This is a genomic window from Arthrobacter sp. StoSoilB5 (assembly GCF_019977235.1).
Lineage (GTDB): Bacteria > Actinomycetota > Actinomycetes > Actinomycetales > Micrococcaceae > Arthrobacter.
In genome coordinates, this window is sequence record NZ_AP024646.1 from 3,936,289 (window position 1) to 3,960,404 (window position 24,116).

At 62.4% G+C, this 24,116-nt stretch carries 28 protein-coding genes; 2 read left to right on the plus strand and 26 right to left on the minus strand.

Annotated features, from left to right (window positions below):
* Positions 1 to 36: 36 nt before the first annotated feature.
* The 10 genes from rpmJ to LDN75_RS17830 form a co-directional block, all read right to left on the minus strand.
* Positions 37 to 150, minus strand: coding sequence for a 50S ribosomal protein L36 (gene rpmJ / locus LDN75_RS17785; RefSeq protein WP_011775570.1), 114 nt, complete (start codon positions 148 to 150; stop codon positions 37 to 39).
* 72 nt (positions 151 to 222) lie between these two features.
* Positions 223 to 444 (minus strand): translation initiation factor IF-1, encoded by a 222-nt coding sequence (infA, locus tag LDN75_RS17790; RefSeq protein ID WP_011775571.1) that lies wholly within the window; start codon positions 442 to 444, stop codon positions 223 to 225.
* 195 nt (positions 445 to 639) lie between these two features.
* Positions 640 to 1,647: a P1 family peptidase gene (locus LDN75_RS17795; protein WP_223933941.1), complete on the minus strand. Its 1,008-nt coding sequence runs from the start codon at positions 1,645 to 1,647 to the stop codon at positions 640 to 642.
* A gap of 57 nt (positions 1,648 to 1,704) precedes the next feature.
* Positions 1,705 to 2,760 carry a sugar phosphate isomerase/epimerase family protein gene (locus LDN75_RS17800; RefSeq protein WP_223933943.1) on the minus strand — a complete coding sequence of 352 codons (1,056 nt, stop codon included), beginning with the start codon at positions 2,758 to 2,760 and terminating at the stop codon, positions 1,705 to 1,707.
* A gap of 77 nt (positions 2,761 to 2,837) precedes the next feature.
* Positions 2,838 to 4,457, minus strand: a complete 1,620-nt coding sequence (locus LDN75_RS17805; RefSeq protein WP_223933945.1) for an ABC transporter substrate-binding protein — start codon at positions 4,455 to 4,457, stop codon at positions 2,838 to 2,840.
* A gap of 1 nt (position 4,458) precedes the next feature.
* On the minus strand, positions 4,459 to 5,304 hold the full coding sequence (locus LDN75_RS17810) for an ATP-binding cassette domain-containing protein (RefSeq protein WP_223933947.1): 846 nt from the start codon (positions 5,302 to 5,304) through the stop codon (positions 4,459 to 4,461).
* Entirely contained in the window at positions 5,301 to 6,347 is a 1,047-nt protein-coding gene (locus LDN75_RS17815; RefSeq protein WP_223933949.1) for an ABC transporter ATP-binding protein, read from the minus strand. Before LDN75_RS17815 ends, LDN75_RS17810 begins: the two co-directional genes overlap by 4 nt.
* Entirely contained in the window at positions 6,347 to 7,363 is a 1,017-nt protein-coding gene (locus LDN75_RS17820; protein WP_223933951.1) for an ABC transporter permease, read from the minus strand. Before LDN75_RS17820 ends, LDN75_RS17815 begins: the two co-directional genes overlap by 1 nt.
* A 7-nt stretch (positions 7,364 to 7,370) precedes the next feature.
* A complete protein-coding gene (locus LDN75_RS17825; RefSeq protein WP_223933953.1) occupies positions 7,371 to 8,258 on the minus strand; it encodes an ABC transporter permease in 888 nt (295 codons plus the stop codon).
* Complete coding sequence (locus tag LDN75_RS17830) at positions 8,255 to 9,346, minus strand: TIM barrel protein (protein ID WP_223933955.1); 1,092 nt, start codon at positions 9,344 to 9,346, stop codon at positions 8,255 to 8,257. The genes LDN75_RS17825 and LDN75_RS17830 overlap by 4 nt, the downstream gene beginning before the upstream one ends.
* Before the next feature lie 58 nt (positions 9,347 to 9,404).
* Between LDN75_RS17830 and LDN75_RS17835 the strand changes: the two genes are divergently transcribed.
* Both LDN75_RS17835 and LDN75_RS17840 read left to right on the plus strand, forming a co-directional pair.
* Positions 9,405 to 10,121 carry a FadR/GntR family transcriptional regulator gene (locus tag LDN75_RS17835; protein ID WP_223933957.1) on the plus strand — a complete coding sequence of 239 codons (717 nt, stop codon included), beginning with the start codon at positions 9,405 to 9,407 and terminating at the stop codon, positions 10,119 to 10,121.
* Positions 10,118 to 11,578: a chlorohydrolase family protein gene (locus LDN75_RS17840; RefSeq protein ID WP_223933959.1), complete on the plus strand. Its 1,461-nt coding sequence runs from the start codon at positions 10,118 to 10,120 to the stop codon at positions 11,576 to 11,578. The genes LDN75_RS17835 and LDN75_RS17840 overlap by 4 nt, the downstream gene beginning before the upstream one ends.
* 35 nt (positions 11,579 to 11,613) lie before the next feature.
* Here the strand turns inward: LDN75_RS17840 and map are convergent, their stop codons facing one another.
* From map to rplX, 16 genes are all read right to left on the minus strand, one after another.
* On the minus strand, positions 11,614 to 12,441 hold the full coding sequence (gene map / locus LDN75_RS17845) for a type I methionyl aminopeptidase (RefSeq protein WP_223933961.1): 828 nt from the start codon (positions 12,439 to 12,441) through the stop codon (positions 11,614 to 11,616).
* 33 nt (positions 12,442 to 12,474) lie between these two features.
* Entirely contained in the window at positions 12,475 to 13,386 is a 912-nt protein-coding gene (locus LDN75_RS17850; RefSeq protein WP_223933963.1) for an NAD(P)-dependent oxidoreductase, read from the minus strand.
* Complete coding sequence (locus LDN75_RS17855) at positions 13,383 to 15,134, minus strand: class I adenylate-forming enzyme family protein (RefSeq protein ID WP_223933965.1); 1,752 nt, start codon at positions 15,132 to 15,134, stop codon at positions 13,383 to 13,385. Before LDN75_RS17855 ends, LDN75_RS17850 begins: the two co-directional genes overlap by 4 nt.
* Entirely contained in the window at positions 15,127 to 16,377 is a 1,251-nt protein-coding gene (locus LDN75_RS17860; RefSeq protein ID WP_223933967.1) for a cytochrome P450, read from the minus strand. Before LDN75_RS17860 ends, LDN75_RS17855 begins: the two co-directional genes overlap by 8 nt.
* Positions 16,334 to 17,059: a glycosyltransferase gene (locus LDN75_RS17865; RefSeq protein WP_263422331.1), complete on the minus strand. Its 726-nt coding sequence runs from the start codon at positions 17,057 to 17,059 to the stop codon at positions 16,334 to 16,336. The genes LDN75_RS17860 and LDN75_RS17865 overlap by 44 nt, the downstream gene beginning before the upstream one ends.
* A 59-nt stretch (positions 17,060 to 17,118) precedes the next feature.
* The gene (locus LDN75_RS17870) at positions 17,119 to 18,174 is read right to left on the minus strand and encodes a 3-oxoacyl-[acyl-carrier-protein] synthase III C-terminal domain-containing protein (RefSeq protein WP_223933969.1); all 1,056 of its coding nucleotides are present in this window, start codon (positions 18,172 to 18,174) and stop codon (positions 17,119 to 17,121) included.
* Positions 18,175 to 18,284: 110 nt separating this feature from the next.
* Complete coding sequence (locus tag LDN75_RS17875; protein ID WP_223937624.1) at positions 18,285 to 18,854, minus strand: adenylate kinase; 570 nt, start codon at positions 18,852 to 18,854, stop codon at positions 18,285 to 18,287.
* A gap of 5 nt (positions 18,855 to 18,859) precedes the next feature.
* Entirely contained in the window at positions 18,860 to 20,170 is a 1,311-nt protein-coding gene (secY, locus tag LDN75_RS17880) for a preprotein translocase subunit SecY (RefSeq protein WP_223933971.1), read from the minus strand.
* Between the two features lie 186 nt (positions 20,171 to 20,356).
* Positions 20,357 to 20,839 (minus strand): 50S ribosomal protein L15, encoded by a 483-nt coding sequence (gene rplO / locus LDN75_RS17885; RefSeq protein ID WP_216925093.1) that lies wholly within the window; start codon positions 20,837 to 20,839, stop codon positions 20,357 to 20,359.
* On the minus strand, positions 20,839 to 21,045 hold the full coding sequence (gene rpmD, locus LDN75_RS17890; protein ID WP_216925092.1) for a 50S ribosomal protein L30: 207 nt from the start codon (positions 21,043 to 21,045) through the stop codon (positions 20,839 to 20,841). The genes rplO and rpmD overlap by 1 nt, the downstream gene beginning before the upstream one ends.
* Before the next feature lie 2 nt (positions 21,046 to 21,047).
* Positions 21,048 to 21,719, minus strand: a complete 672-nt coding sequence (rpsE, locus tag LDN75_RS17895; RefSeq protein WP_216925200.1) for a 30S ribosomal protein S5 — start codon at positions 21,717 to 21,719, stop codon at positions 21,048 to 21,050.
* A 29-nt stretch (positions 21,720 to 21,748) separates the two neighbouring features.
* The gene (gene rplR / locus LDN75_RS17900; protein ID WP_223933973.1) at positions 21,749 to 22,132 is read right to left on the minus strand and encodes a 50S ribosomal protein L18; all 384 of its coding nucleotides are present in this window, start codon (positions 22,130 to 22,132) and stop codon (positions 21,749 to 21,751) included.
* A gap of 3 nt (positions 22,133 to 22,135) precedes the next feature.
* Positions 22,136 to 22,672: a 50S ribosomal protein L6 gene (gene rplF, locus LDN75_RS17905; protein WP_144659422.1), complete on the minus strand. Its 537-nt coding sequence runs from the start codon at positions 22,670 to 22,672 to the stop codon at positions 22,136 to 22,138.
* A gap of 18 nt (positions 22,673 to 22,690) precedes the next feature.
* Positions 22,691 to 23,089 (minus strand): 30S ribosomal protein S8, encoded by a 399-nt coding sequence (rpsH, locus tag LDN75_RS17910; RefSeq protein ID WP_216925090.1) that lies wholly within the window; start codon positions 23,087 to 23,089, stop codon positions 22,691 to 22,693.
* Positions 23,090 to 23,167: 78 nt separating this feature from the next.
* Positions 23,168 to 23,755 (minus strand): 50S ribosomal protein L5, encoded by a 588-nt coding sequence (rplE, locus tag LDN75_RS17915; protein WP_223933975.1) that lies wholly within the window; start codon positions 23,753 to 23,755, stop codon positions 23,168 to 23,170.
* Positions 23,755 to 24,114 (minus strand): 50S ribosomal protein L24, encoded by a 360-nt coding sequence (gene rplX, locus LDN75_RS17920; RefSeq protein ID WP_062073171.1) that lies wholly within the window; start codon positions 24,112 to 24,114, stop codon positions 23,755 to 23,757. Before rplX ends, rplE begins: the two co-directional genes overlap by 1 nt.
* Positions 24,115 to 24,116 lie beyond the last annotated feature (2 nt).

The following is a 24,116-nucleotide window of genomic DNA, read 5'->3' on the forward strand; positions in this document are numbered from 1 at the left end:
GTTTGCCCTTGCGGGCGCTGATTCCCGGAAGGGGAATTAGCCCTGGCGCTGCTTGTGGCGCGGGTTCTCGCAGATCACCATGACCCGGCCGTTACGGCGGATCACTTTGCACTTGTCGCAGATCTGCTTGACGCTCGGCTTGACCTTCATGGCGTTCCTTTGCGTGTTTTGCAGTTGATCTGCTGGAGCGGCTTGGCACTATTGCCTGGGCCGCCCAGCAATTTACTTGTAGCGGTAGACGATACGACCACGTGTGAGGTCGTATGGGCTCAGCTCCACCACTACCCGGTCCTCGGGGAGGATTCGAATGTAGTGCTGACGCATCTTCCCAGAGATGTGTGCGAGAACGACGTGCTTGTTGGTGAGCTCAACACGAAACATCGCATTGGGCAGCGCCTCAGTCACAACGCCCTCGATCTCAATGACCCCGTCCTTCTTGGCCATATCCTCCGCTAACTGTTGTTTGCCGCTGTCCTCCGGTTAGGCACCGAAAATCCAACGGACGTTTTTTGTTTGCTTGGCCCTCTTGGAACCACGACACTAAAAAGGGCGTGGCTGCACAGACAACCAACAAATAACTCTACGCCAATGGGGCCGGAAAGTTAAATCCGTCCATGGTAGCGCACGTACCGCCGCCCGTCACTCCCCTACGGTCCGGTAAGCCGGGAAGTCTCCTGCCGCCGTCGTGACACTCTCGGCCGCTGCAACACCGTCCAGGATCGCCAAACGCACGGCTTCGGCTGCGGCACTTTGGAGCGTTATCAGCGATACTTGCCGCGCCTGCTCGGTACTGCGATCAAGCTCGACGGCGCCAGTCGCCAACGCAAACACGGTGTCACCGTCCGCCAAAGTATGGGACGGATCCAAAGCCCGCGCCAGCCCCGCATGCCCGGACGATGCAGTCCGCTTGCACTCTGCCACATCAAGAACAGCATTCGTAGCGATCACGACGAGCGTCGTATTGAGACCTTGCGGAGGGGCCAGTGGTTCTGCGACCGGGCCCTCTGGTCCTGGAGCCCGGTGGCGCGCGTCGCCGGGCCCCAGCCCCACCGGAGCACCGAGCGCGTTCACCACCGCGATCGCGCCCACGATTACTTGGCTGCCGTCCTTGGAGATGCTATCCAGCGTGATCGAGGACGTCCCGACCCCGCCCTTGTACTGTCCGCGCGCAATCACCGCGCCAGTGCCTGCGCCCACGTTTCCGCGCTCGACGGCGGCATGGTCGCCTGAGGCGAACGCTGCTGCGGCTGCCTGGTAGCCCATGTCGGCATCGGGTCGTGCTTTGACGTCGCCACCGCGCCCGACGTCGAAGATGGCTGCTGCCGGGACGATCGGCACCACTGTCCCAGGAACCGCGAAGCCCCGGCCCTGCTCCTCACACCAGAGTTGGGCACCAGTAGCTGAGGCCAGGCCAAACGCACTGCCACCCGTCAGCACGATGGCGTCAACCGTGGAAACCAACGTCGTCGGATCAAGAGCGTCAGTTTCGTGGGTACCAGGGCCTCCCCCACGTACGTCCACCGACCCCACGGTTTTCACAGGCGGAAGGACGACTGTCACGCCGCTGAGCCACCCGCCGTCGTTCTTCTGAACATGGCCAATACGAATGCCCGGTACATCGGTGATTTGGGACGCCATGAAGCCCATTGTGCTCCACGTGCGCCCGGAAGCCCAAGCAATGCAATTGGCTTCCGGGCGGTCACGTCAGCGCGCGATGGCACCCTCCGCGATGCCGAGGCGGCCAAGCGTGGCGCGCAGGGCCTGGGCGGAATCGTGGATGAAGCGTTCGGCGTCGTACGGGATGGCCCGCAACCGGCTCAGCGGGAGCGCCCCGCCCCCGTCCACCTTGGCCTGGTATTCGGCAGCCATTTCACGGATCCGGGCAACCTCCCGCTGGTCCAGATCCGGATGCAGGGCCAGCCAGTCGGGATCGTCCAGGCCAATTGGCAGGTGCAGGGCCGGGCCGGCGTTCTCGATGGACAGCGGCAGGTCCGGATTTGCCTCGTGCAGAATGCCCAAAACGGCGTCCCAATCGATGCTGCCCTGTCCGATCGGGGCAAACACGCGTCCGAATACTCCGTCCTGGTCCCCCAGAACGAAGTCCCTGAGGTGGGTGGCCCGGGTGTAGGGCGCCACGCGCCGGGCCGCGGCCACCGGGTCCTCGCCGCGGACCACCACATTGGCAGTGTCGAAAGTGACGCCCAGGACGTCCGGGCCCACGGCTTCCACCAAGCGGACCACTTCGTAGCTGGTGATCTCTTCATGGGTTTCAATATTCAGATGAACCCCATGGTCCCGGGCCACCGGCGCGAGCAGGCGAAGGAATTTCTCGATCGCCACGAGCTGGTCCGGCCACGGGGCATCTGTACGGAAGCGATCGAACACGTAGTACCCGGGCATTCCCCGCTGATAGTTGGCGCATGCCACCCACAGCTCGGTTACACCGGCGGCCTCGTGTGCAGCCTCGATCATCCGGACCATACCGCGTGTGTAGTCACCGTCGCCGAGCCTGCGGACCTGCGGCGCCTCGGCAGAGGCGTAGGGATTGACCTTGGCCAGGCCCATTTGCAGGTAGAGGCCCAATTCGTCGGCGCAGGCCCGCACTTCCTGGAGTACGGCCCGGTCAAGCGTGGGTGAAACGTCCATCACAGTGCGGAAATAGACGCCTTCCATGCCCATCGCATGGGCATGCTCAAGGATCTGGACGGCAGAGTCTTCGGCCTCGTGGGGAATCTTGCTTCCATCAACACCAATTCGCATTTTTCTTGTCCTTAATAAGTTCTGGATGTCTTCTCTTCGTCCAGGTACCGGCATGGGCACCTGGAGGCGGGACGCCGCTAACGTCCCCAGTTGTAGAAAGCGAAGGTCGGCGAGTAGTCGAAGTGCTTGACCGAATCCGCGAGCACCGCCGTGAACTGTGCCCGGTAGAGGATGATGGTGGGCGAGTTGGCCCGCCAGGAATCCACCAGCGCATTGATATATGGCAGCTGCGATTCCAGGTCCGGTGCTGCGTTCAGCTTTTCCATGAGCTCCGGGGTTCCGGAAATGCAGATGTGCTGGTTGTTGAACGAGCTGCCGCAGGTCATTTTCTTGCGCAGTTCGTAAGCGGCCACGGCGCCACCGGTTTCGAACAAGAGCGCCGACTGGTATTTACCGGTGTTGAACCTTGTGGCGAAAGCCGTTGGAGTCTGCGAATCGATGTTCACCCGCACCCCGATTTCCTCCCATGAGGACTTGAGGATGGTCGCGAGCGTGGACACTCCGGGCGACGAAGGGTTGATCATGAGGTCTATCTGCGGATCCTTGAGCCCTGATTCCGCAACCAATGCCTTGGCCTTGTCTTTGTCCAAGGGGCGCGGAGCCGAGCGCTCAGCATCGAAGCCCGGAATGCCGGGAACGAAAGGCCCGTAGAAGCTGTCTGCGTAGCCGTAGGCAACGCTGGCCTTGATCTGCTCATACGGCACCGCGTAAGTGAGCGCCTCCCGCAGCTTCGGATTGGCTGTGGTGCCCGATGAGTTGTCCAGGGAGACAGTCACCGGGGCGAAGGCAGGGGCCGTGGTGACACGGCAGCACTCCTCCTGGCTCAACTGGTGCACCACGTAAGGCGGTAGGCCGAGCGTTACGTCGGCCTCGCCACGGCGGGCCTGCAGCATCAGGGTGGGGATTGAAGTGATGAAGTTGACCCGGATCTCGGCTTCCTTGGCCGGTTCGCCGTAGTAGTTCGGGTTCCGCGTGAGGACCGCGTAGTTGTTTGCCACGTATTCGTCGAGCACGTAGGGCCCGCTGCTGCTGGCTGTATGCGAGGCCAGCCACTGGTTGGGCACACCTTTCTTGTCCTCGCCATGCTCCTTGATGACCTTCGGGTCATAGATCGAACCGCGGCTCTGGGCCAGTGTCACCAGGATTGCTGCGTACGGCCGTGATAATTCCAGACGCACAGTCTGGGGATCAACCACTACGACGTCTTTGATCAGCGGCGGGTCCGTCAGGCCGATCTGCAAACCCAAAGCGCCGCAGCCGCCGATAGTGAGGTTCCGCATGATCGAGTACCGCACGGCTTCGGCGTCCAGCGGGTTGCCGTTGGCAAACCTGGCCCCGGGGTGCAGGGAGAAGGTATACGACTTCCCGTCGGGTGAGACCGTCCACGAGGTAGCGAGATCGCCGCTGACCCGCTCGGGATCGTTGATGGCCACCCGGGTGCCGTCGGGCTGGGCTTCCTGATCGAGCTTGACCAGACGTGCGTAGAAATTGGTGGCAAAGCTGTTCTCATTGCCCGCGCACACAAACGCAGGGTCGATGTTGGTCAAGGACGCGGCCCAGTTCACAGTGAACGGCCTGTCTGCCGCATTGGAAGGCGCGCCGGGCTGCGCGCAGCCGGCGAGCGCGAGCAGGCCCACGGTGGCGAGTGCCGCCGTCGTGCGCCTTGCGGCGATCGTCCATTTCAGGAGCTTTTTCATATCATCTTCCTTCCATGGCGCTAGCTGTTCCCGCCGATGCGAGCGCCTTCGCCCGCCGGCGGGCACCCGGCACTGCATCCAGCAGCGCACGGGTGTAAGGATGGGTGGTCTTGTCGAAGACATCTGCGGCGGTACCGGCTTCCACGATCTCGCCGGCGTTCATGACGGCGATGTTGTGGCTCATGAGCCGGGCCACAGCGAGGTCGTGGACGATGAAGAGGTAGGTAAGTCCGAGCTCGTCCTGCAGGTCGCTCAGGAGGTTCAGGACCTGGGCTTGTATGGAGACATCCAAGGCACTCACGGGCTCGTCCAGCACCACAAGGTCCGGGTTGAGGACAAGGGCCCGGGCGATTGCGATGCGCTGGCGTTGGCCTCCGGAGAACGCGAAAGGAAAGCGCTGCGTCTGCTTGACGCTGATTCCCACCAGGTCCAGGACTTTGGCCACCCTGCGCGAACGTTCCGCCGGATCGGAGATACCGTGCACAATGAGGGGCTCTTCCACCAGGTCCCCCACCGTGAATCGCGGGTCGAGGGAGCCGTTGGGGTCTTGGAAGACCATCTGGATCCTGCGGCGCATCTTTCGCATCCCGGGTTTGGAAAGCGTGGTGAGGTCCACGCCGTCGAATTCGATCAGGCCGCTGTCAGCGCTGGTGAGGCCCATGACGCAGGCCGCCGTAGTCGATTTGCCGCTGCCCGACTCCCCCACAAGGCCGAGCGTCTGGCCGCGGAGCAGTTCGAAGGAGACATCGTGCAGGATTTGTGTCTTATGCCGCTTTCCAATGCCTTTGGTGTAGGACTTGTTGAGCTTCTCCACCCGAAGGAGCGGGGCGGCGTTTGCGATGCTCATGCTGGGACTCCCTGGGGATCGTTTGCGAAGTGGCAGCGGACGACTGCGCCAGTGGACAGGCTGCGGGGCTCCGGCCTTTCGATGGCGCAGCGCTTTTGTTCCCTGCCGATCGGGCACCGTGGGGCGAAGGGACAGCCCGGCTCGTCCACTGAAAGGTCCGGCGGCGATCCGGGGATGGCAGGCAAGGCACCGCGCCGTGCGGTGGCGGGATCGATGACGCAGTCCAGGAGGGCTTTGGAATACGGGTGTCCCGGGGAGGCGAACAATGCTTCGGTAGTGGTGGATTCGACGAATCGGCCGGCGTACATGACGTTGACGGTGTCGCAAAGTTCCTCGACGATTCCCAGATTGTGGGTGATCATGACCAAGGCGTTTCCGCGTTCGTCGCAGATCTTGGCCAACAGGTCCAGCACCTGCGCCTGCGTGGTGACGTCCAGGGCGGTCGTGGGTTCGTCCGCGACCACCACGGAGGGGTCGTTGGCAATGGCCATGGCGATCAGGACGCGTTGCCGCATGCCGCCTGAATATTGGTGCGGGTAGTCGGAGATTCGGCGGGCGGGGTCGTTGACGCCCACTTCGCCTAGCAGTTCGCAGGCCATCTTCCGGGCGGTTTTGGCAGAGACATCCTGGTGAACGCGGATTGTCTCGACGAATTGGCTTCCGATGGTCTTCAACGGATCCAATGCCGCCATGGGGTCCTGGAATATCAAGCTGATGTCCTTGCCGCGGACCTTGGAGATCGCGGCGTCGTCGAGGCCCACAATTTCCTTGCCATTGAGCTTTACGCTGCCGCCGACAACCCTGCCGGGTGGGGGCACAAGCCCCATCAGTGACATGGCCATGGCGGACTTTCCGGATCCCGATTCGCCCACGATCGCGAGTCGTTGGCCTCGGCGTAGATCGAAGGAAACATCGCGGACGGCGTGTACGGTCCCCAAGGCCGTCACGAAATCCGTGCGAAGTCCACGGACGCTGAGCACGGGGTCCGGGCGACCATTGGACGACAGTTCAGGTGCGGGAAGGGAGAGTGCATTGCTTTGCATCAGCGTGCTCCTACTCGGGTGCGGGGATCAGCTGCGGTCATCAGGACATCGGCCAGGAGGCTCACAACTACGTAGAGGACGGCGGCAAGCAGTAGTACGGCCTGCACCACTCCGAAGTCCTTTTGAATGATGGCGTCGGCGGTCATGGAACCGATGCCGGGCCAGCCGAATACTTTCTCCACCAGCAGGCTTCCTGCGAGGAGGTCTGCGAAGAGGAGCGACGCCGCTGGCAGGAGGGACAGGAGGCCGTGGGGTGCAACGTGCCGGTTGTAGACCGGGAAGCGTCGGAGTCCGTGGCTCTGGGATACGGCCACGAAGGTTTCCCGGAGGGTGCCCCGCAACTGGTTTCGGTAGAGCCTGCTAAGGAAGGCGAAAGGACCGAGTGCCACGATCGTTGCAGGCAGGATCAGATGCCAGGCTGCGTTGGCGAAGGTTCCCCATTGTCCAGCCAGCAGGGCGTCCACCGTGAACATTCCTGTGACATTTGGAGGTTTGAGCATTCCCGGTGACAGCCGTCCTTCAGGTCCGGGGAAGATGCCCAGCTGGATCGAGAAGATCATGAGGGCCAGCAGCGCAATCCAGAAGGGCGGCGAACCCATGGCCAGCGAGGATGCGAACCGGACGAGCTGGTCTGGCCACCGGCGCCGTGAATACACCGCAAAGCTTGCCGCGAGCACCGCGGCGACTATCGCAATAATCACTGATAGCAGGCCAAGCTCCAGGGTTGCGGGGAGTCGCTGGCCCAAGAGTGTGCCCACGCTGTTGCCGGTGCTGTATGAGAAGCCGAAGTCGCCGCGAAGCAGCGAGCCCATGTAGTTTCCGTATTGGACCACAAGGTTGTCATCCAGGCCCATGGACTTGCGCAAGGCGGCAACCGTCTCTTCGGTTGCGGTATCACCGGCGATGGCACGTGCTGGGTCGCCCGGGACCTTCCGGAGCAGTATGAAGGTGAAGATTGAAGCGCCGAAGACGGTGGCCAGTGCCACACCGAGGCGTTTGAGGAGCGCGTTGGTCATGGCAGCCTCACTTCGCCTGGATGAATTCGCCGCGCGGATCCAGGACTTCGCGGGCCCTGTCTGCAATGACGGTGGTGAGGGTTACTGCTATGAGAAGGCCCAAGCCCGGAAAACCTGCGATCCACCACTGCCCGGTCAGGAAGAACTGCTGGCCTTCGGTGATCATTTCGCCCCATTCCGCGGTGGGCGGCTGGGCCCCCAGCCCGAGGTAGCCGAGAGCTGCCAGGGACAGCACGGCGGCACCGAACACCGCGGCCATTTGCAGGATCATGATGGGTATCAGGTGCGGCAGGACATGCCGGAACAACACCCTGGCCGGGTGGGCGCCGATCGCCATGGTGGAACGGATGAAGTCTTGCCCGTACAGGCGCATCACTTCGCCCCGGAGGGTTCGCATGTACCAGGGAAAGGAATGCAGGGAGAGCCCGATGACGGCCGCTGTCACACCCGGTTTGAGGGCCATCGCAATAGCCATGGCCAGCAGCAGCGCCGGGAAGCAAAGGATGGAATTGGTCAGCCAGGTAAAGAGCGTGTCCACCCAACCGCGCATGGAACCGGCAAGAAGCGCAGTCACGCAACCCACAATTGCCCCGATCACGGCAATTGCCAGACCGGCGAGGATGGAGGTCTGCCCGCCGGCAAGGAAACGGGCCAACACGTCGCGACCAGTGTCATCGGTACCCATGGGGTGGGCGAAACTTGGAGCTTGGAGGACTGCACCCAGGCTGATGGCTTCGGCCTGGAGCCGCCAGAACAGCGGGCCAAGCAGCGTTAGCAAAACCAGGGCAGCCAGCAGGGACAGGGTGAGGGTTAGCTTTCGGTCACGCTTAAGGAAGCTTCTGAAAGGCCTGCGCCTGGACGGCGTAAGAACCTGTGGGGCGGCTAAAGCTGTCATGAGAGTCCTTCCTCTCCGGAAAGGATCGTGGCCGGAGCGGCAATACCGGCGCCGATCGATGTGAGGATTCGCCGCAACGTTGCGGCGCTGTAGAGCAATTGACGACGGCGCTCGGCCGGGGTTGGGTCGTCGTCCCAATCGGCAAGCGCAGGAATGTGCCCGCCTGACACAGCGTCGTGCGTAAGGACGCCGAGCCGGGCCAACTGGCCAACGCCTGCGGCGTCAAGGTGGGGTTCATAGCGGAACCACGACCGGTCGAAAACGGGTGTGTCGAACTTTCCGCGATGCTGCTCCACCGTGAAATCGCGTACTCCCGAGCCAAGCAGGCTTCCCAGCAACACGTTCCAGTCCAGGACGCCTTCACCCACCGCGCACAGCCGGCGGCGGTACCCGTGCTGCACTGGGAAAAGGACAACGTCCTCCAGATGGGTCATCCGGATGGAGGGTCCCAGTGTTCCGGCGACCTCGTGGGGGTCTTCTGCGCGCACCACCAGGTTCGCCACATCAAGTCCGATGCTGAAGACGGCGGGGTCCAAGGTCTCCACCAAGGACCGGACCTCCGTTGAGGCGAGGTCCTCGTGGGTCTTCACGTTGATCCGCGCGTTATTGTTCCGGGCCTGTTCGGCCAGGGCCTGGAGGTTTGCCTGGATAACACGGAGCTGTGCGGGGTGGTCAAGGAAGCGTCCCTGCTCCACCATTCCCTCCCGCACCGACCGTGTGTACACGAAGAACTCCTTGATGCCGAGTTCCAGGCCACGTGCCAGGGACTTTCGCAGTTCGCGCCGGACCGCCGCAGGTTCGCCCACGGGGCCGGCGCAGCCCAGTCCCAGTTGAAGTTCGACGCCGGCCCGTCCAGCTTCCGCTGCCACCTCGTCCAAGCCGTCGGGCAACTCCCCCGAAAGTTCCGCAGCGATGTTGTTGAGGACGACAAGGGTGAATCCGTCCTCGACCGCCTGTCGCAAGGAGGCAAGCAGCGGGAGGTCCTCCATTCCCGGGTAGCGGGTGAACTGGACCCCGAGGCGGACGCCGGGGAAATTGCCGTCTTGTGGAGACCTCGAGCCAGGAATTTGTTTTGTGATCTGGGTCATGTTCAACAAGGTACACTCGTAAGACGTCTTACGAAAGAGTGGATTTTGAAGCTGTCCTGTGAGACGCTTCGAGGACGCAGGAAAACGAGGGGGCACCATGGTGGTGAACGGCAAACGCAGTGTGGTCGACGAGGCGATCGATGACATCCGCCAACGGATTCGAGAGGGCGAGTGGGGTCTGGGCGACCGGATTCCCCCAGAACCCGAACTCGGCAGGGCTTTGGGACTGAGCCGCGCTCCCTTGCGCGAGGCTCTCCGTGCGTTGGTGCACGCGGGACTGCTGGTGACCCGGCAAGGGGACGGGACATTCGTCGCCGCCGTGGATGAGCAGGAGATCGCGCTCCGGCGAGGCTTCCAGGACGCGGACCCTTTCGAGGCGGTCGAGGTCCGACGCAGCCTGGACGTACCCGCAGCCGCTTTGGCCGCGCAACGCCGGGACCAAACAGACCTGGACAAGCTCCAGAACGCCCTGGACCGCCGTCGTGCTGCGGCCGAAAAACGGGACGACGATGGCTTCCGGGAGGCCGACATCGACTTCCACCGCGCTGTGGTTGACGCCGCGCACAACCAACTCCTGGCGGGCATCTACGGTTCCCTGGCCGCGAGCATTGACGGTTCCTGGACCTCCCGCGCCGGACTCGACCGTGCGGCAAACACAGGACATGACCATCACGACGACCTCTTCGAGGCCATCCGGGATGGCTCCGTTCAAGACGCGATGCTTGTGGCCGGAACCATCCTGGACAACCAGGCGTCCGACTTGGAGAACAAGTGATTACACGCCTCAAGGCGGCCTTCGTGATCGGCTACGCGGACAACGACCACTGCATCCTGCGTGACGCCGAACTTGTCCACGATGACGCAGACATCCTGTTCGTGGGCCGGGAGTACTCCGGCCACGTGGACGTTGAGATCAATGCCGGGCAAGCGATTGTGTCCCCCGGTTTCATCGACCTCAACGCTCTGGCGGACATCGACCATGCCATTTTCGATTCCTGGCAGGATGCCTCCCGCCGCCTGGGCCTGGTGTGGTCCGAAGCGTACCTCAAGGACCATGGAGCCGTCTTTACCCGGGAACAGGCCCGCTTCCGACGCGAATTCGCTTTGTCCCAGCTGGTCCGCAACGGCATCACCACCCTCATGCCCATCGCCTCAGAGAGCTATCACGAGTGGTGTGAGGACTACCAGGACATGGCCGACACCGCAGAGGCCGTGGAGGCGATCGGCCTCCGCGCCTATCTCGGTCCCAGCTACCGCACAGCCGTCCCATACACGGACGGCACCAACGTACTGCTCCACGAAGACGAACGGCGCGGCCTGGCTGGACTTGAGGACGCCATACGATTCGCCCAGGATTTCGAAGGACGTGCCAGCGGGCTGATCCGCACCGCCCTGCTGCCTTCGCGCATCGAGACCCAGACCGAGCAGACGCTGCGCCTGACACGCAAGGCCGCAGACGAACTAGGTATTCCGGTCCGCCTGCACGCCGCACAGGGACTCTTCGAAATAGAAACCATGATCGCCCGCACCGGCAAGCGTTCCCTGCCGTACCTCGCGGATCTGGGCTTCCTCGCGGATCGGACATTCATTCCCCACGCCTGGACGGTGCCGGGGCATCCACTCATGCCAGAGGCCTTCGGCGCCGGGGATGACCTTGGACTGCTCGCGGAATCCGGTGCGAATGTCCTGCTCTGTCCTATCCCCATGGCCCACTACGGCGGCATGCTGGACAACTATGATTCCTACCGCGAGCGCGGCATCCGGATCGTGCTGGGGACAGACTCCGCCCCGCCGAACATGATCCGCGCCATGGACTTGGCCATGGGTATGACCAAGTCAGTCACAGGCGACCGTTCCAGCGCCCAGGCTGCCGATCTCTTCCGCTCAGCCACGCTGGACCCTGCAGAAGCGCTGGGGCGCCCAGACCTCGGACGCCTGGCACCGGGAGCCCAAGCAGACTACTTCGTTCTTGACCTGGCCAACCAGCACATTGGACCCTATGGCGACCCCATCCGCACCATGGTGATGAACGCCGACGGCCGTGACATCTCGCGCGTTGTGGTGGCTGGCCGAACCATTGTTGACCAGGGCGGGATCGTCACCGTCGACACGAGCGACTACCGTGAACGTGCCCAGGACTTCCTGGACCACTACATCGCATCCTTCAGCGTCTCGGACCATGCCAAGCGGCCAACGCAGGAACTGCTGCCGCCGAGTTTTCCTCTGCGCTGAACCGGTGCACCCCGCCGCCGGGCCGAGGCGTGGCGTTACGGGATCGGGACAGGCACGACGCCGAGCGGCGCCAACCGCTCTGCGCCTCCGTCCGGGGCGGACAGGACCCAGATTCCCTTTTCGTGCACGGCAACCGAGTGCTCCCACTGGCAGGAGCGCTTCCCGTCAGTGGTGACGACGGTCCAGTCGTCATCCAAGGTGGCGGTCTCGATGCTGCCGCGTACCAACATGGGTTCGATGGCGAGGCAAAGACCCTGCCGGATCTTCGGACCCCGGTGGCTGGTGCGGTAATTCAGGACGTCCGGTGCCATGTGCATTTCCGAACCGATGCCATGGCCCACGTAGTCCTCAAGGATGCCAAGGGGCTTACCGGGGACGGAAGAAACGTAGTCATCAATAGCGTTGCCAATATCTCCCACAAACTTGCCCTTGGCCAGGGCAGCTATCCCCCGCCACATGGCAGCCTCGGTGACATCCGAGAGCCGCTGGTCCTCAGGGTCCGCCGTGCCAACGATGACGGTGCGGGCAGAGTCAGAGTGCCAGCCGTCAACGATGCACCCGCCGTCGATGGAAATGATGTCGCCGTCGTTGAGGACGCGCTTCCCGGGGATACCGTGGACCACTTCCTCGTTGACTGACGTGCAGATGGTCGCAGGGAAGCCATGGTAACCAAGGAAGTTGGACTTGGCGCCGGCGTCATTCAGGACTGCCGCGAAAACGTCATCGAGATCCTTGGTGGTGACGCCCGCCTTGGCCGCCGCAACGGCAGCATCAAGAGCACGGCTGAGGACCAAACCGGCCTCGTGCATCTTGCGCATTTGCTCGTTGGTTTTGTACTCGATGCGGGGCTGACCGAACGCCATGTTCTCCTCTGGATGGTTTGCTGTAGGAGCCGATCAGGCCCCATGCTCCAACCATTTTCCCGCATTGGAGAGCATGGTCGAAATTGGCTCAATTCCCAGCTCGTCGCGCAATCGGTCCAAACGGTAGGTTCTGTTCCGTCCGAGCTGGCTGACAGCGTAGCGTGTAAGGCGTGGTGCCCGCCCGGAAGCGAGGGCAAAGCCCTCGGAAATGCCGGCAAGGGCCATGGCAGCAGGCTCAGGAATGTAACTGATACCCACGCCGGCATGACCGGTTGCATCCAACACTTGCCTAAGCACGACACCCAGTTCCACCGGCGCGGCATCGGCCACGTTGACGGCTCCGTTGACGCCAGACTGGCAAGCTGCCAGCACGGCTTGCGTCAGGTTCTGCACGTGTGTGAGCTGGTGACGTATACCGCCGTGCCCCACAGTGAGAAGCCGCCCGTGGCGGATATTGCTGACCAGGCGCGGCAGGAGCGTCCTATCCCCCGGCCCGTAAACGCCATGCGGCCGAAGAGCCACGGCGTTGCCATGGCGTCGGGCCTCGACGTCTGCGAGCGCCTTGCTTCTTGCATATGCGTTCACGTGGCGCTCAGCCACGTCCTCCTCGCCGCGGTTGGTACACGACTCCCACCAGGGGTAGACGCTGGAACTGGAAATGTGCACCAGGCGTGTAGTCGGGTAAGCCTCAGCTACAGCACGCGTACCCAGGACGTTGGTGCGGTAGAACGTGCGGGCGTTCCCCCAGTCCGCCACGTGGGCCGCCGCATGGATCACCGCGTCAACCGCCGGCACGCGGGCTGGCGGCACGCCGGTCAGGTCCCAATATGTCAGCCCGGGGCCTTGGCGCCGTGTGAATCGCACAACTTCCCAGCCTCGGGCTTCTGCGGCAGCGGCCACTGCTCCCCCAATGAACCCCGTGGCCCCGGTGACCGCGATCCTCACGGAACGCCAGCATTGTCAGTGGACCTGAGGGCAAATTCCCGCCGAAGTGCTTCGCGGTCCGGCTTCTTGTGGCGTCCGCCGACAGGGATGGCATCCAGGATTTCGATATGGTCGGGCAGCGCTGATTCATCGATCATCTTCGGAAGCTCCTTGGCGAGCCTTGCCCTCAGATGCGCTCCGGTCTCCCCCTTGGTGCCTGCTTCCTCCTCCGCAGCCACGACGGCCAGCCACACAGCTTCATCACCGATCCCATCCGGAACCCCGACCATGACGGCCTGCTGAACTCCGGGTATTGAGGCGATCAGCGGTTCATGCAGTGCAGGGTAGATATTGGTCTTGCCCCTGATGATCATGTCCTTCTTACGCCCAATCATCACCAAGCGCGCGGCCCCCGTTCCCGCTCCTCCAGCACCGTGGTCCAGCCGTACCAGGTCTCCCGTGGCGTGCTCCATCATTGCTTCCCTGCCCAGATATCCCTGGCACATGTTCGGCCCCCGGGCGAACAGTTCGTGGTCCTCTCCCACGCGGATCCGGACAGCGGGCAATGGCTCGCCGAGGAAATCGCCTTCGCCGCTGCCGTCAGGCGATCTGAACTGGGCCTCGGCGCCGGACGCGAACGCCAGCTTCTCCCGACCATCAGCGATAGCGATGGGCAGCAACTCCGTCATGCCATATATGAGCTTGAACTCGACGCCGGGAAGCAGCGCCATGGCCCGCTTCAAGAACGGAGCCAACACCGGTGCGGCACCCAGCATCACGGTCCCCAGAGTCTCTGGCAGCGTGACAGTGCCGTTCTCGATGGCATCCAGGATGGGCGCCAACTGGGAGGGCACGAGGAAAAGGTGCGTGGCGCCGTCGTACGAGTCTTCTTTCCCAGCCACCGGACCAAGCTCCCGTGCCAAACGAAGGGGATCGATGTGTGCGGAGAAGCCATAGCCCGGCATTGTCCAGTGGGCGCCAGCGATGAGGGCCGGCAGTCCCATCATCAGCTGCTCGGAGTGGATGCGATCACCCTCGCCAAAAGTACAGCGCAGGCTGAGTTGCTCAAACCCCGCCGCAAGGGAACCCCGGGTGTGCACCACCCCTTTGGGAGCACCGGTGGTCCCGGATGTAAAGATGATCACGGCTTCCTGCGCAGAGGACGTCCCTGCAGACGGTGGAACCCTATCCGCAGGCGGCGCCGGTTTCGCCAGACTCTTCACGGGCGTCGCGCCCCGGGGAACTCCCGGGAGCCACGGTCCGGAGTAGTAGTGCCTGACGTCCATGGCGCCGTAGTCCGGAAGCAGCAAACCCCGGCGCCGGGCCAGTGGCCGCAGCGGGCTCCGGGTGCTCACCGCGTACAGGAGCGACTCAGCGGCAGCCCATCGTGGGGCCGCGAGTTCGGTCCGGTCACGGAAGAGCGTGGGTCCGATTCCGGGATCAATGAACACCACCGAACCACCGGCCCGGACGGCTCCGAGTGCCAGGATGAACGCTGTTGGGCTGGGGCGGACCGAGAACAACATCCGTTCACCAGTACCAAAGCCATCCTCGCGAAGGCGCAAGGCCGTTGCTTCAATACCGTTCACCAGCTGCCCGTACGTGATGGTCCGGCCGGGCCGTAGGCGGCCCGGAACCTGGCTCCAGCGGGAAAATCTGCCGGGCGCCGTGATCGCTGGGCTATCCGGCACGCGCTCCGCTGCCGCGTAAACCGCCGCGATGAGATCCGCGCCGGACACTGTGTCTTCCAACAATGCGTCGTCAAGCATTGACCAGCTCCAACTTCCTGTATCCCGGAATGAGAACACCCTTGCTCACTTGACGGGACGAAATTGCCCAGGGATGTTGGGCGTACCTGTCCAGAAGCAAATTCAGCGTCGCGTTGATCTCGGCCATAGCCAACGGCATGCCGATGCAAAAGTGCGGACCTGCCCCGAACCAAAGTTGACGCGCATGCGCCGGGATAGGGATCTCGGGGTCGAATCTGCCCAGGCTCTTGGAGGCGTGAACGGTCGATAGCAGGAGGCGGTCTCCTGCCCGGACCGCGACTCCGCCCAGGCTGGAAGGAGCAACAACATCCCTCAGCATCATGGGAGATGGCACTGTGAACCGCAGTGCCTCGTTCACGGTCGAGGGAACCGAGGGCCGGTCATCAACAAGGCCCTCGATGCGTCCGCTGTCCGCGAGCAGCGCAGTCAGCCGCGGCACAAAGGACACCAAAGTCTCCGTTCCAACCATGACGAACGCACTGATGATGCCCATGGCCTCTTCCTCGGTCATGCCAAGTCCGCGCAGCCGCCCGGGAAACGTTTGGGGGTCGCTCTTCCGGTACGCTTCCCGCGCCGGTCCAGCCAGGACCCCGACGGCGGATCTTCCCTTGGCGACCTGCCTCACCGTCAGCGTGGGGCGCCCCAAGCGGACGAGCGAAGAGATGGAGGACCCTAAGTTGAAGAGTTCCCTGTTGGGCAGCCGTCCAGGTGCATCGTCCGGCACCCCAAGCAGCCTGGAGATCACTCCGCCAGCGAGCTCCTTGACGCCGTCCACCAGATCCACGGGGCCACCTGCGTCCAGCCCGCGGTGCAGGCGGGAATGAAGGGAAGCTCCTGCCGGCTCAACAATCGCCGCCACTGAACGTGGGGTGAAGAGGTCAGCGAGCTTGCGCCGCAGCTCCCTGTGCGCCACACCGTCCATGTTTACCAACGCCTTGGGGCCCACCACAGGAGTCCAGAGCGCACCCGAACCCGACGGTCCGTTCTTGATGAATCGTTCGCTATCCATGAGAACGTCACGAACCAAGGTGGCTTCGCTGACAAGGACCCCAAGGCCAGGTAAACGGATGACTGGCCGGATGCTGCCCAATCCCCGGATCGCCGGGTACAACAATGGATGTGCCCCCAGCTGTACACGCTGTTCCCAGCGCTCGGCCTTGGTCACCACTCCGTTGGGCATCCTTCTGTTGGGCATCATGTCACCGGATGTCCACGTGCTCCGGGCGGTATCGGTGGTCTGCATACCAAGCCAGAGTGTTCTTCAAGCCCCAGGCTTTCACCCGCCGTGAAGAGCCGTACACAACCACATCCCGGCGTAACGCGTAATTGCGGCTGAGCTTTCGTACGCGGTTGGACAGCGCGCGGTCTTCGTGGAGGTCTTCTATGCTGGTCCGCGGGAATCCGCCGGAACGGTGGTACATATCTGCAGTGATCGCCATGTTGCACCCGGGAAGCATCTGATACGGGCCCAGGTACCCGTCGCCTTTGTTGCCGGGACGGATACGGCCGAAGAACGATGCGATCTCCACGGCCAGCAGCATCATCCTCCGCTCCCTTGCACTGATCCCTTCATCCTCACGTGGCACAAGTTGGCCGGCGATGAGTTCCAGGCCGTCGTTGAAGGCCTGAACAATCCTCGCGGTCCAATCCGGTGCGGCGAGGCAATCTGCATCCGTGCGGGCCAGCCACGTGGCGCCGTGATCCACGCCAAAGCGCATGCCGGTATCTGCGGCCGCGCCCGTCCCCTTCTCGGCTTCATGCACAAGCCTGATGTCCATAGTGGGATGGACTGCGGCGAACTCTGCCACGATCAAGCAGCTGGAGTCCGTTGATCCATTGTCGACCACCACTATGGTGAAGTCCTGGTACTCCTGGCCCGCAAGGGAGTCCAGCGTCTGCCGGACAAGCTTTTCTTCGTTCAGCATGGGCACAGCGATGGACAGGGGCCTGGTAGGCGCTGTGCTTCCGAGGCCATTTTTCGGCATCACAGCCGCACCACCGCCATACCCAGGCTCACGCCGCCGGCAAGTCCCACCAGCGCCACGAGATCTCCCGGACCGCAACGGCCATTGTCCAGGGCGAGCTTCAATTGCAGCGGCAGGCTAACAGAGGCCAAATTTCCGAACTCCTCTACCGATGGCACCAGGAGCCGTGTTGGAACACCGGCCCGCTCCGCGAAGATCTCCCGGTACGGTGCGCTCACCTGGTGCACGCAAACCACGGCGAAGTCCGTCCACTCCAGTTCAAGCCGATCCAGTGTGTCATCGAGGATGCCACAGCCCAGATCCAGGAACGCATCCTTGAGCTTCTCCCCATCCATGGTGAAATAGGTGGCTTCCGGATCGCGCGGGTAAGCGGAACCGCCCGCGGCCAGGGTGCCCACGGCCCAATGGCTACTTCGGGCACTGAAGCCCATGGCAAGGATGCCTGCGGGACCGGCATCCAGTGGGGTCTCCGCCATTGCCGCTGAAATCGCTGGTTCCAGCAGCACTGCCGCTCCGCCGTCGCTCATCGTGTACCCGGGAAAGCTGGACGCAAAAGTCTCGAAGTCCGGAACTGTCCAACGGACCGCCCTCGACGGCGACTCCCCTGTGACCACGAGGACCCGGGCATACCGTCCCGTAGCGATCAGGGCATCGGCCACTTCAAGGCCGTTCAGGAAACTGTTGCACGCATTCTTCACGTCCATCACAGGGCAGCCGAGACCGAGTTTGGCAGCTGCCATATGGCCCGTGGCCGGTTCCACCATGTCCTGGCTGGCGGAGGCGAAGATGAGGAGGTCTATGTCCGGGGCCTGCAGCCCGCATTCAGCAAGGAGCTTCGCCGCCGCATTGGCCGCAAGGTCAGACGCTTGCTCGGAGTCCGCCATGACACTCCGGGAGCGGATGCCGGTAACCCGGGAGATCAAGCCCTTCGGTACGCGGAATCCAAGGCTCGACTCGCCAATGCGACGTTCGACGGCGGCTGTGTCCAGGCGCGCAGGTGGGAGATAGACCTCCAGACCTGCAATCCTGCTGTGTCCGGAAAGAGCTGTTTGCATGCGGTTCCCCCAAAAAACTGCCGCGAGACGAAAAAGGTGTGTCCCGCACCAATGGTACGGGACACACCCTTTGCTCCAGCGCCGACAATCCGGCTATGTGGAAAAGCCTGCTAGACGGCCTTGGCCGACTCGATGGCAGTGAGGACGCGGTTGGTGACCTCGTCGATTCCGCCGATGCCGTCAACCTGAGTCAGGATCCCACGCTCGGCATACTTGGCAACAACGGCCTCAGTCTGCTCGTGGTAGAGGTCCAGGCGGTGACGGATGACGGCTTCATTGTCGTCAGAGCGTCCGGTTTCCTTCGCACGGCCCAGGAGGCGGGACACCAGTTCTTCGTCGTCTGCAGTCAGCTGGAGCACGACGTCGAGCTCCTGCTCACCTTCAGCGAGGATCTGGTCCAGGTAGTCAACCTGCGCAGTGGTGCGCGGGTAGCCATCCAGGAGGAAGCCGTTCTCGACGTCGCTCTGGCTCAGGCGGTCGCGAACCATGTTGTTCGTGACGCTGTCCGGAACGAAGTCGCCTGCGTCCATGTACTTCTTGGCTTCGATGCCCAAAGGGGTTTCGCCCTTTACGTTGGCACGGAAGATGTCGCCTGTGGAGATGGCGACTACACCGAGCCGCTCGGAAATCCGCTCGGCCTGCGTACCCTTACCCGAACCGGGAGGTCCAATGATCAGCATTCTCGTCATCGCAAAAGCCCTTCGTAGTGACGTTGTTGTAGCTGCGCATCAATCTGCTTGACGGTTTCCAGACCGACACCCACCATGATCAGGATTGACGTGCCACCAAACGGGAAGTTCTGGTTGGCGTTGATCAAGACGAGTGCAACCAGCGGAATCAACGCCACGAAGCCCAGGTAGAAGGCTCCAGGCAGGGTGATCCTGGAAAGCACGTACTGCAGGTAGTCCGCGGTCGGTTTACCCGCCCGGATGCCCGGAATGAACCCGCCGTACTTCTTCATGTTGTCCGACACTTCTTCAGGGTTGAAGGTGATGGCCACGTAGAAGTAGGTGAAGAACACGATCATGGCGAAGTAGAGCGCCATGTAGATGGGGTGGTCGCCACGGGTGAGGTTGTTGTTGATCCACTCAACCCAGGGCGCCAACTGCTCCCCTGCTTTCGGCTGGTTGAACTGCGCAATCAGGCCTGGCAGGTACAGCATGGAGGAAGCGAAGATGACGGGCACGACGCCGGCCATGTTCACCTTGATGGGGATGTAGGTACTGGTGCCACCCACGGTGCGGCGTCCGATCATGCGCTTGGCATACTGGACCGGAACCCGCCGCTGGGACTGTTCCACGAAGACCACCAATGCCACCGTAAGCAGACCCACAGCCAGAACGGTGAAGAACGTTCCCGGGCCCTTGGAGGTCCAGATGGAACCCAGTGATCCAGGGAAGCCTGCGGCGATGGAGGTGAAAATGAGCAGCGACATTCCGTTGCCCACACCCTTTTCCGTGACGAGCTCGCCCATCCACATGATGAGGCCGGTGCCGGCCGTCAGCGTGATGATGATGAGGATGGTGGTGATGATGCTGTCATCAGGAATGATCGGGAGGTTACAGCCCGGAAGCAGCTGGCCGGAACGGGCCAAGGACACCAGGGTGGTGGCGTTCAAGAGGCCAAGCGCGATGGTGAGGTACCGGGTGTACTGGGTCAACTTCGACTGGCCCGAGGAGCCCTCCTCGTAGAGCTGCTGGAACCGGGGAATGACCACCCGGAGCAGCTGCACGATGATGCTCGCCGTGATGTAGGGCATGATGCCCAGGGCAAAGATCGAGACCTGCAGCAACGCGCCGCCGCTGAACAGGTTAACCAGCTGGTAGATGCCCTGCGAGGTGTCACCGGTGTTCAAGCATTGCTGGACATTCTGGTAGTTCACACCAGGCGAGGGGATGAAAGCTCCCAAGCGGAAGATTGTGATGATTCCCAGCGTGAACAACAACTTGCGTCGCAAATCAGGCGTCCGAAACGCCCGGCCGAATGCGCTTAGCAAGCGTCCTCCTGAGTAGAAAGTACAAGGATGTGGATGGGCTCAATGAAACCCAACAACCGAGTCTAGCTGCTTGTGACGCCGTCGTAATAATCGAGAGTTCACTTTCACGCAAAAAATCCCGGTATACGGGGCCGAAGCCCCGCATACCGGGATCATTTTTACAACGGGCATCAGCCCCACTGGCTCTTAGAGAGCAGTGGTGCTTCCACCTGCTGCAGCAATCTTTTCAGCAGCGCTGGAAGAGAAAGCGTGGGCGGTGACGTCAACCTTGACGGTGATGTCGCCAGTGCCCAGGACCTTGACGGGCTGGTTCTTGCGAACGGCACCCTTCTCAACCAGGGACTCAACGGTGACAGCGCCACCTTCCGGGAACAGCTCGTTGAGCTTGTCCAGGTTCACAACCTGGAACTCAACCCGGAACGGGTTCTTGAAGCCGCGCAGCTTCGGCAGGCGCATGTGCAGCGGCAGCTGGCCACCGGCAAAGCCAGCCTTTACCTGGTAGCGGGCCTTCGTACCCTTGGTACCGCGACCAGCGGTCTTACCCTTGGAGCCTTCACCACGACCAACACGGGTCTTGGCGGTCTTGGCACCCGGGGCGGGACGCAGGTGGTGGACCTTCAGAGCGTTCTGCTTCTCAGCAGCCTCTGCGGCGGTCTTGTTCTCTGCCATTACTTCGCCTCCTCTACATTCACGAGGTGCGGAACCGTGTTGAGCATTCCAACGGTCACGGCGTCGGCGTCGCGGACAACAGTGTGTCCGATGCGCTTCAGGCCGAGGGACCGAAGGGTAGCCTTCTGGTTCTGCTTGGCGCCGATGACGCCCTTGATCTGGGTGATCTCCAACTTGGCGTCGGAGGGAGTCAGGTTCTTAGCCATGACTAAACACCTGCCTTCTGGTTCTGGAGCGCGCGCACCAGAGCAGCAGGAGCAACCTCATCCAGCGGCAGGCCACGGCGGGCAGCCACGGAAGCGGGCTCTTCGAGCTGCTTCAGAGCGTCAACGGTCGCGTGAACGATGTTGATCGCGTTGGAGGAACCGAGCGACTTGGAGAGGATGTCGTGGATACCCACGCACTCCAGTACCGCGCGGACCGGGCCACCGGCGATAACACCGGTACCGGCGGAAGCCGGACGCAGCAGGACGACGCCTGCAGCAGCCTCACCCTGCACACGGTGCGGGATGGTGTTGCCAACGCGGGGAACGCGGAAGAAGGACTTCTTGGCCTCTTCAACGCCCTTTGCGATAGCAGCAGGAACTTCCTTGGCCTTGCCGTAGCCGACGCCAACCATACCGTTGCCGTCACCGACGACGACGAGGGCGGTGAAGCTGAAGCGACGACCACCCTTGACGACCTTGGCAACGCGGTTGATGGTTACAACGCGCTCTACGAACTGGCTCTTCTCGGCTTCGCGACCGCCGTCGCGGCCACCACGGCCACCACGGTCGCCGCGGCCCTGGCCACGCTCGCCGCGCTCACCACGACGTCCGCCGCGGCGGTCGTCGGTAGCGGGTGCGGTCTCAGTTGCTTCAGCAGCTACAGCTTCAGTCACCTGAATGTCCTTTTCGTTATTTTCAACGGTCACAGTGCCAGCCCACCTTCGCGAGCACCGTCAGCGACGGCGGCGATGCGGCCGTGGTACTTGTTACCGCCACGGTCGAAGACAACAGCTTCGACGCCTGCAGCCTTGGCACGCTCGGCAACGAGCTCGCCGACGCGCTTGGCCTTGGCAGTCTTGTCTCCGTCGAGTGCGCGAAGGTCAGCTTCCAGGGTGGAAGCGTAAGCCACGGTTACACCCTTGCTGTCATCGACAACCTGGACGAAGATGTGGCGTGCCGAACGGTTGACGACCAGACGAGGACGTACGGCCGTACCGGTGATGCGCTTGCGGATACGAAGCTGGCGTCGGCTGCGTGCAGCAGACTTGCTCTTGTTCGTACGCTTCTTGTTAATTGCGATGGCCATGGTTTACTTACCAGCCTTTCCGACCTTGCGGCGGATGACTTCGCCGGCGTAACGGACACCCTTGCCCTTGTAGGGGTCAGGCTTGCGCAGCTTGCGAATGTTGGCAGCAACCTCGCCGACCTGCTGCTTGTTGATACCCGCAACAGAGAGCTTGGTCGGACCCTCTACTACGAAGGTGATGCCTTCGGGTGCCGAGACGTTAACCGGGTGGCTGAAGCCAAGAGCGAACTCCAGGTCAGAACCCTTGGCCTGAACGCGGTAACCGGTACCGACGATTTCAAGCTTCTTCTCGTAGCCCTCGGTAACGCCCTGGATCATGTTGGCGATCAGGGTGCGGGTCAGGCCGTGCAGCGAACGCGAGTTGCGCTCGTCGTTCGGGCGGGTGACCGTGAGAGTGTTCTCTTCCAGGGAAACCTCGATCGGGCTGGCTACAGTGTGGCTCAGCTCTCCCTTGGAACCCTTGACGCTGATGACGGAGCCATCAAGCTTGACCTCAACTCCGGCAGGAACGGTGATGGGGAGACGTCCAATACGTGACATTATTCTCTTCCTTTCCCGTTACCAGACGTACGCGAGGACTTCGCCGCCCACGCCCTTCTTGCCGGCCTGCTTGTCAGTCAGGAGGCCGGAAGAGGTGGACAGGATAGCGATACCCAGGCCACCCAGCACGTGAGGCAGGTTGGTGGACTTCGCGTAAACGCGGAGGCCGGGCTTGGAGATGCGGCGGACGCCAGCGATGGAACGCTCGCGGTTCGGACCGAACTTCAGGTCGATGGTCAGCTTCTTGCCAACCTCGGCGTCTTCTTCCTTCCAGCCGGCAATGTAGCCTTCTGCCTTCAGGATGTCAGCAACGCGTGCCTTCAGCTTGCTGTACGGCATGGTCACGGTGTCGTGGTATGCCGAGTTTGCATTGCGCAGACGCGTGAGCATGTCTGCGACAGGATCTGTCATAGTCATTTGGGCTATAGCCCTTCCTCATAACGGTTTCCGCTGCGCCTGCTCTTACGAGCCTGCGCTGCCGGACCTGTTACGTAGTTAGTTTTCGGTCTTGAACGGGAAACCAAGCGCCTTGAGCAGCGCGCGGCCTTCGTCGTCGGTCTTGGCAGTGGTGACGACCGTGATGTCCATACCGCGAACGCGGTCGATGGAGTCCTGGTCGATTTCGTGGAACATAACCTGCTCGGTCAGACCGAAGGTGTAGTTGCCGTTGCCATCGAACTGCTTGCCGTTGAGGCCGCGGAAGTCACGGATACGCGGCAGAGCCAGCGAAACCAGACGGTCCACGAATTCCCACATGCGGTCTCCACGCAGGGTTGCGTGTGCACCGATCGGCATGCCTTCGCGCAGCTTGAACTGTGCAATCGACTTGCGGGCCTTGGTTACCTGCGGCTTCTGGCCGGTGATCAGGGTGAGGTCGCGGACAGCGCCGTCGATCAGCTTGGAGTCCTTGGCGGCATCTCCAACACCCATGTTCACAACAACCTTCACCAGGCGGGGAACCTGGTTCACGTTCGCATAGCTGAATTCGTCCTGCAGGGACTTCTTGATGGTCTCTGCATACTTGGTCTTCAGACGCGGAACGATCTTCGTTTCGACGGTGGTCTCAGACAGTGTCTCACTCATCAGATGTCCTTCCCGGTGGCCTTGGACACGCGGATACGGACGGTCTTGGTAGCGCCATCCTTCTCAACGGTGTCGAGACGGAAACCAACACGGGTCGGCTTCTTGGTCGACGGGTCAACCAGAGCAACGTTGGAAACGTGGATCGGGGCCTCAACGACCTCAATGCCACCGGTCTTGGTGCCGCGCTGCGACTGACCGACCTTGGTGTGCTTGGTGACGCGGTTGATTCCCTCTACCAGCACGCGGTTGGTGTCCGGGAATACGCGCAGGACCTTGCCCTGCTTGCCGCGGTCGCCGCCGCGTTCCTGCTTGGCGCCGGTGATGACCTGAACGAGGTCACCCTTCTTGATCTTAGCCATGG

Coding starts and splice junctions, on each gene's coding strand:
- rpmJ (WP_011775570.1), bottom strand. CDS start 150: ATGAAGGTCAAGCCGAGCGTCAAGCAGATCTGCGACAAGTGCAAAGTG.
- infA (WP_011775571.1), bottom strand. CDS start 444: ATGGCCAAGAAGGACGGGGTCATTGAGATCGAGGGCGTTGTGACTGAG.
- LDN75_RS17795 (WP_223933941.1), bottom strand. CDS start 1,647: ATGGGCTTCATGGCGTCCCAAATCACCGATGTACCGGGCATTCGTATT.
- LDN75_RS17800 (WP_223933943.1), bottom strand. CDS start 2,760: ATGCGAATTGGTGTTGATGGAAGCAAGATTCCCCACGAGGCCGAAGAC.
- LDN75_RS17805 (WP_223933945.1), bottom strand. CDS start 4,457: ATGAAAAAGCTCCTGAAATGGACGATCGCCGCAAGGCGCACGACGGCG.
- LDN75_RS17810 (WP_223933947.1), bottom strand. CDS start 5,304: ATGAGCATCGCAAACGCCGCCCCGCTCCTTCGGGTGGAGAAGCTCAAC.
- LDN75_RS17815 (WP_223933949.1), bottom strand. CDS start 6,347: ATGCAAAGCAATGCACTCTCCCTTCCCGCACCTGAACTGTCGTCCAAT.
- LDN75_RS17820 (WP_223933951.1), bottom strand. CDS start 7,363: ATGACCAACGCGCTCCTCAAACGCCTCGGTGTGGCACTGGCCACCGTC.
- LDN75_RS17825 (WP_223933953.1), bottom strand. CDS start 8,258: ATGACAGCTTTAGCCGCCCCACAGGTTCTTACGCCGTCCAGGCGCAGG.
- LDN75_RS17830 (WP_223933955.1), bottom strand. CDS start 9,346: ATGACCCAGATCACAAAACAAATTCCTGGCTCGAGGTCTCCACAAGAC.
- map (WP_223933961.1), bottom strand. CDS start 12,441: ATGGCGTTCGGTCAGCCCCGCATCGAGTACAAAACCAACGAGCAAATG.
- LDN75_RS17855 (WP_223933965.1), bottom strand. CDS start 15,134: ATGCTTGACGACGCATTGTTGGAAGACACAGTGTCCGGCGCGGATCTC.
- LDN75_RS17860 (WP_223933967.1), bottom strand. CDS start 16,377: ATGCAGACCACCGATACCGCCCGGAGCACGTGGACATCCGGTGACATG.
- LDN75_RS17865 (WP_263422331.1), bottom strand. CDS start 17,059: ATGCTGAACGAAGAAAAGCTTGTCCGGCAGACGCTGGACTCCCTTGCG.
- LDN75_RS17870 (WP_223933969.1), bottom strand. CDS start 18,174: ATGCAAACAGCTCTTTCCGGACACAGCAGGATTGCAGGTCTGGAGGTC.
- LDN75_RS17875 (WP_223937624.1), bottom strand. CDS start 18,854: ATGCTGATCATTGGACCTCCCGGTTCGGGTAAGGGTACGCAGGCCGAG.
- rplO (WP_216925093.1), bottom strand. CDS start 20,839: ATGGCAGAGAACAAGACCGCCGCAGAGGCTGCTGAGAAGCAGAACGCT.
- rpmD (WP_216925092.1), bottom strand. CDS start 21,045: ATGGCTAAGAACCTGACTCCCTCCGACGCCAAGTTGGAGATCACCCAG.
- rplR (WP_223933973.1), bottom strand. CDS start 22,132: ATGGCCATCGCAATTAACAAGAAGCGTACGAACAAGAGCAAGTCTGCT.
- rplF (WP_144659422.1), bottom strand. CDS start 22,672: ATGTCACGTATTGGACGTCTCCCCATCACCGTTCCTGCCGGAGTTGAG.
- rpsH (WP_216925090.1), bottom strand. CDS start 23,089: ATGACTATGACAGATCCTGTCGCAGACATGCTCACGCGTCTGCGCAAT.
- rplE (WP_223933975.1), bottom strand. CDS start 23,755: ATGAGTGAGACACTGTCTGAGACCACCGTCGAAACGAAGATCGTTCCG.
- rplX (WP_062073171.1), bottom strand. CDS start 24,114: ATGGCTAAGATCAAGAAGGGTGACCTCGTTCAGGTCATCACCGGCGCC.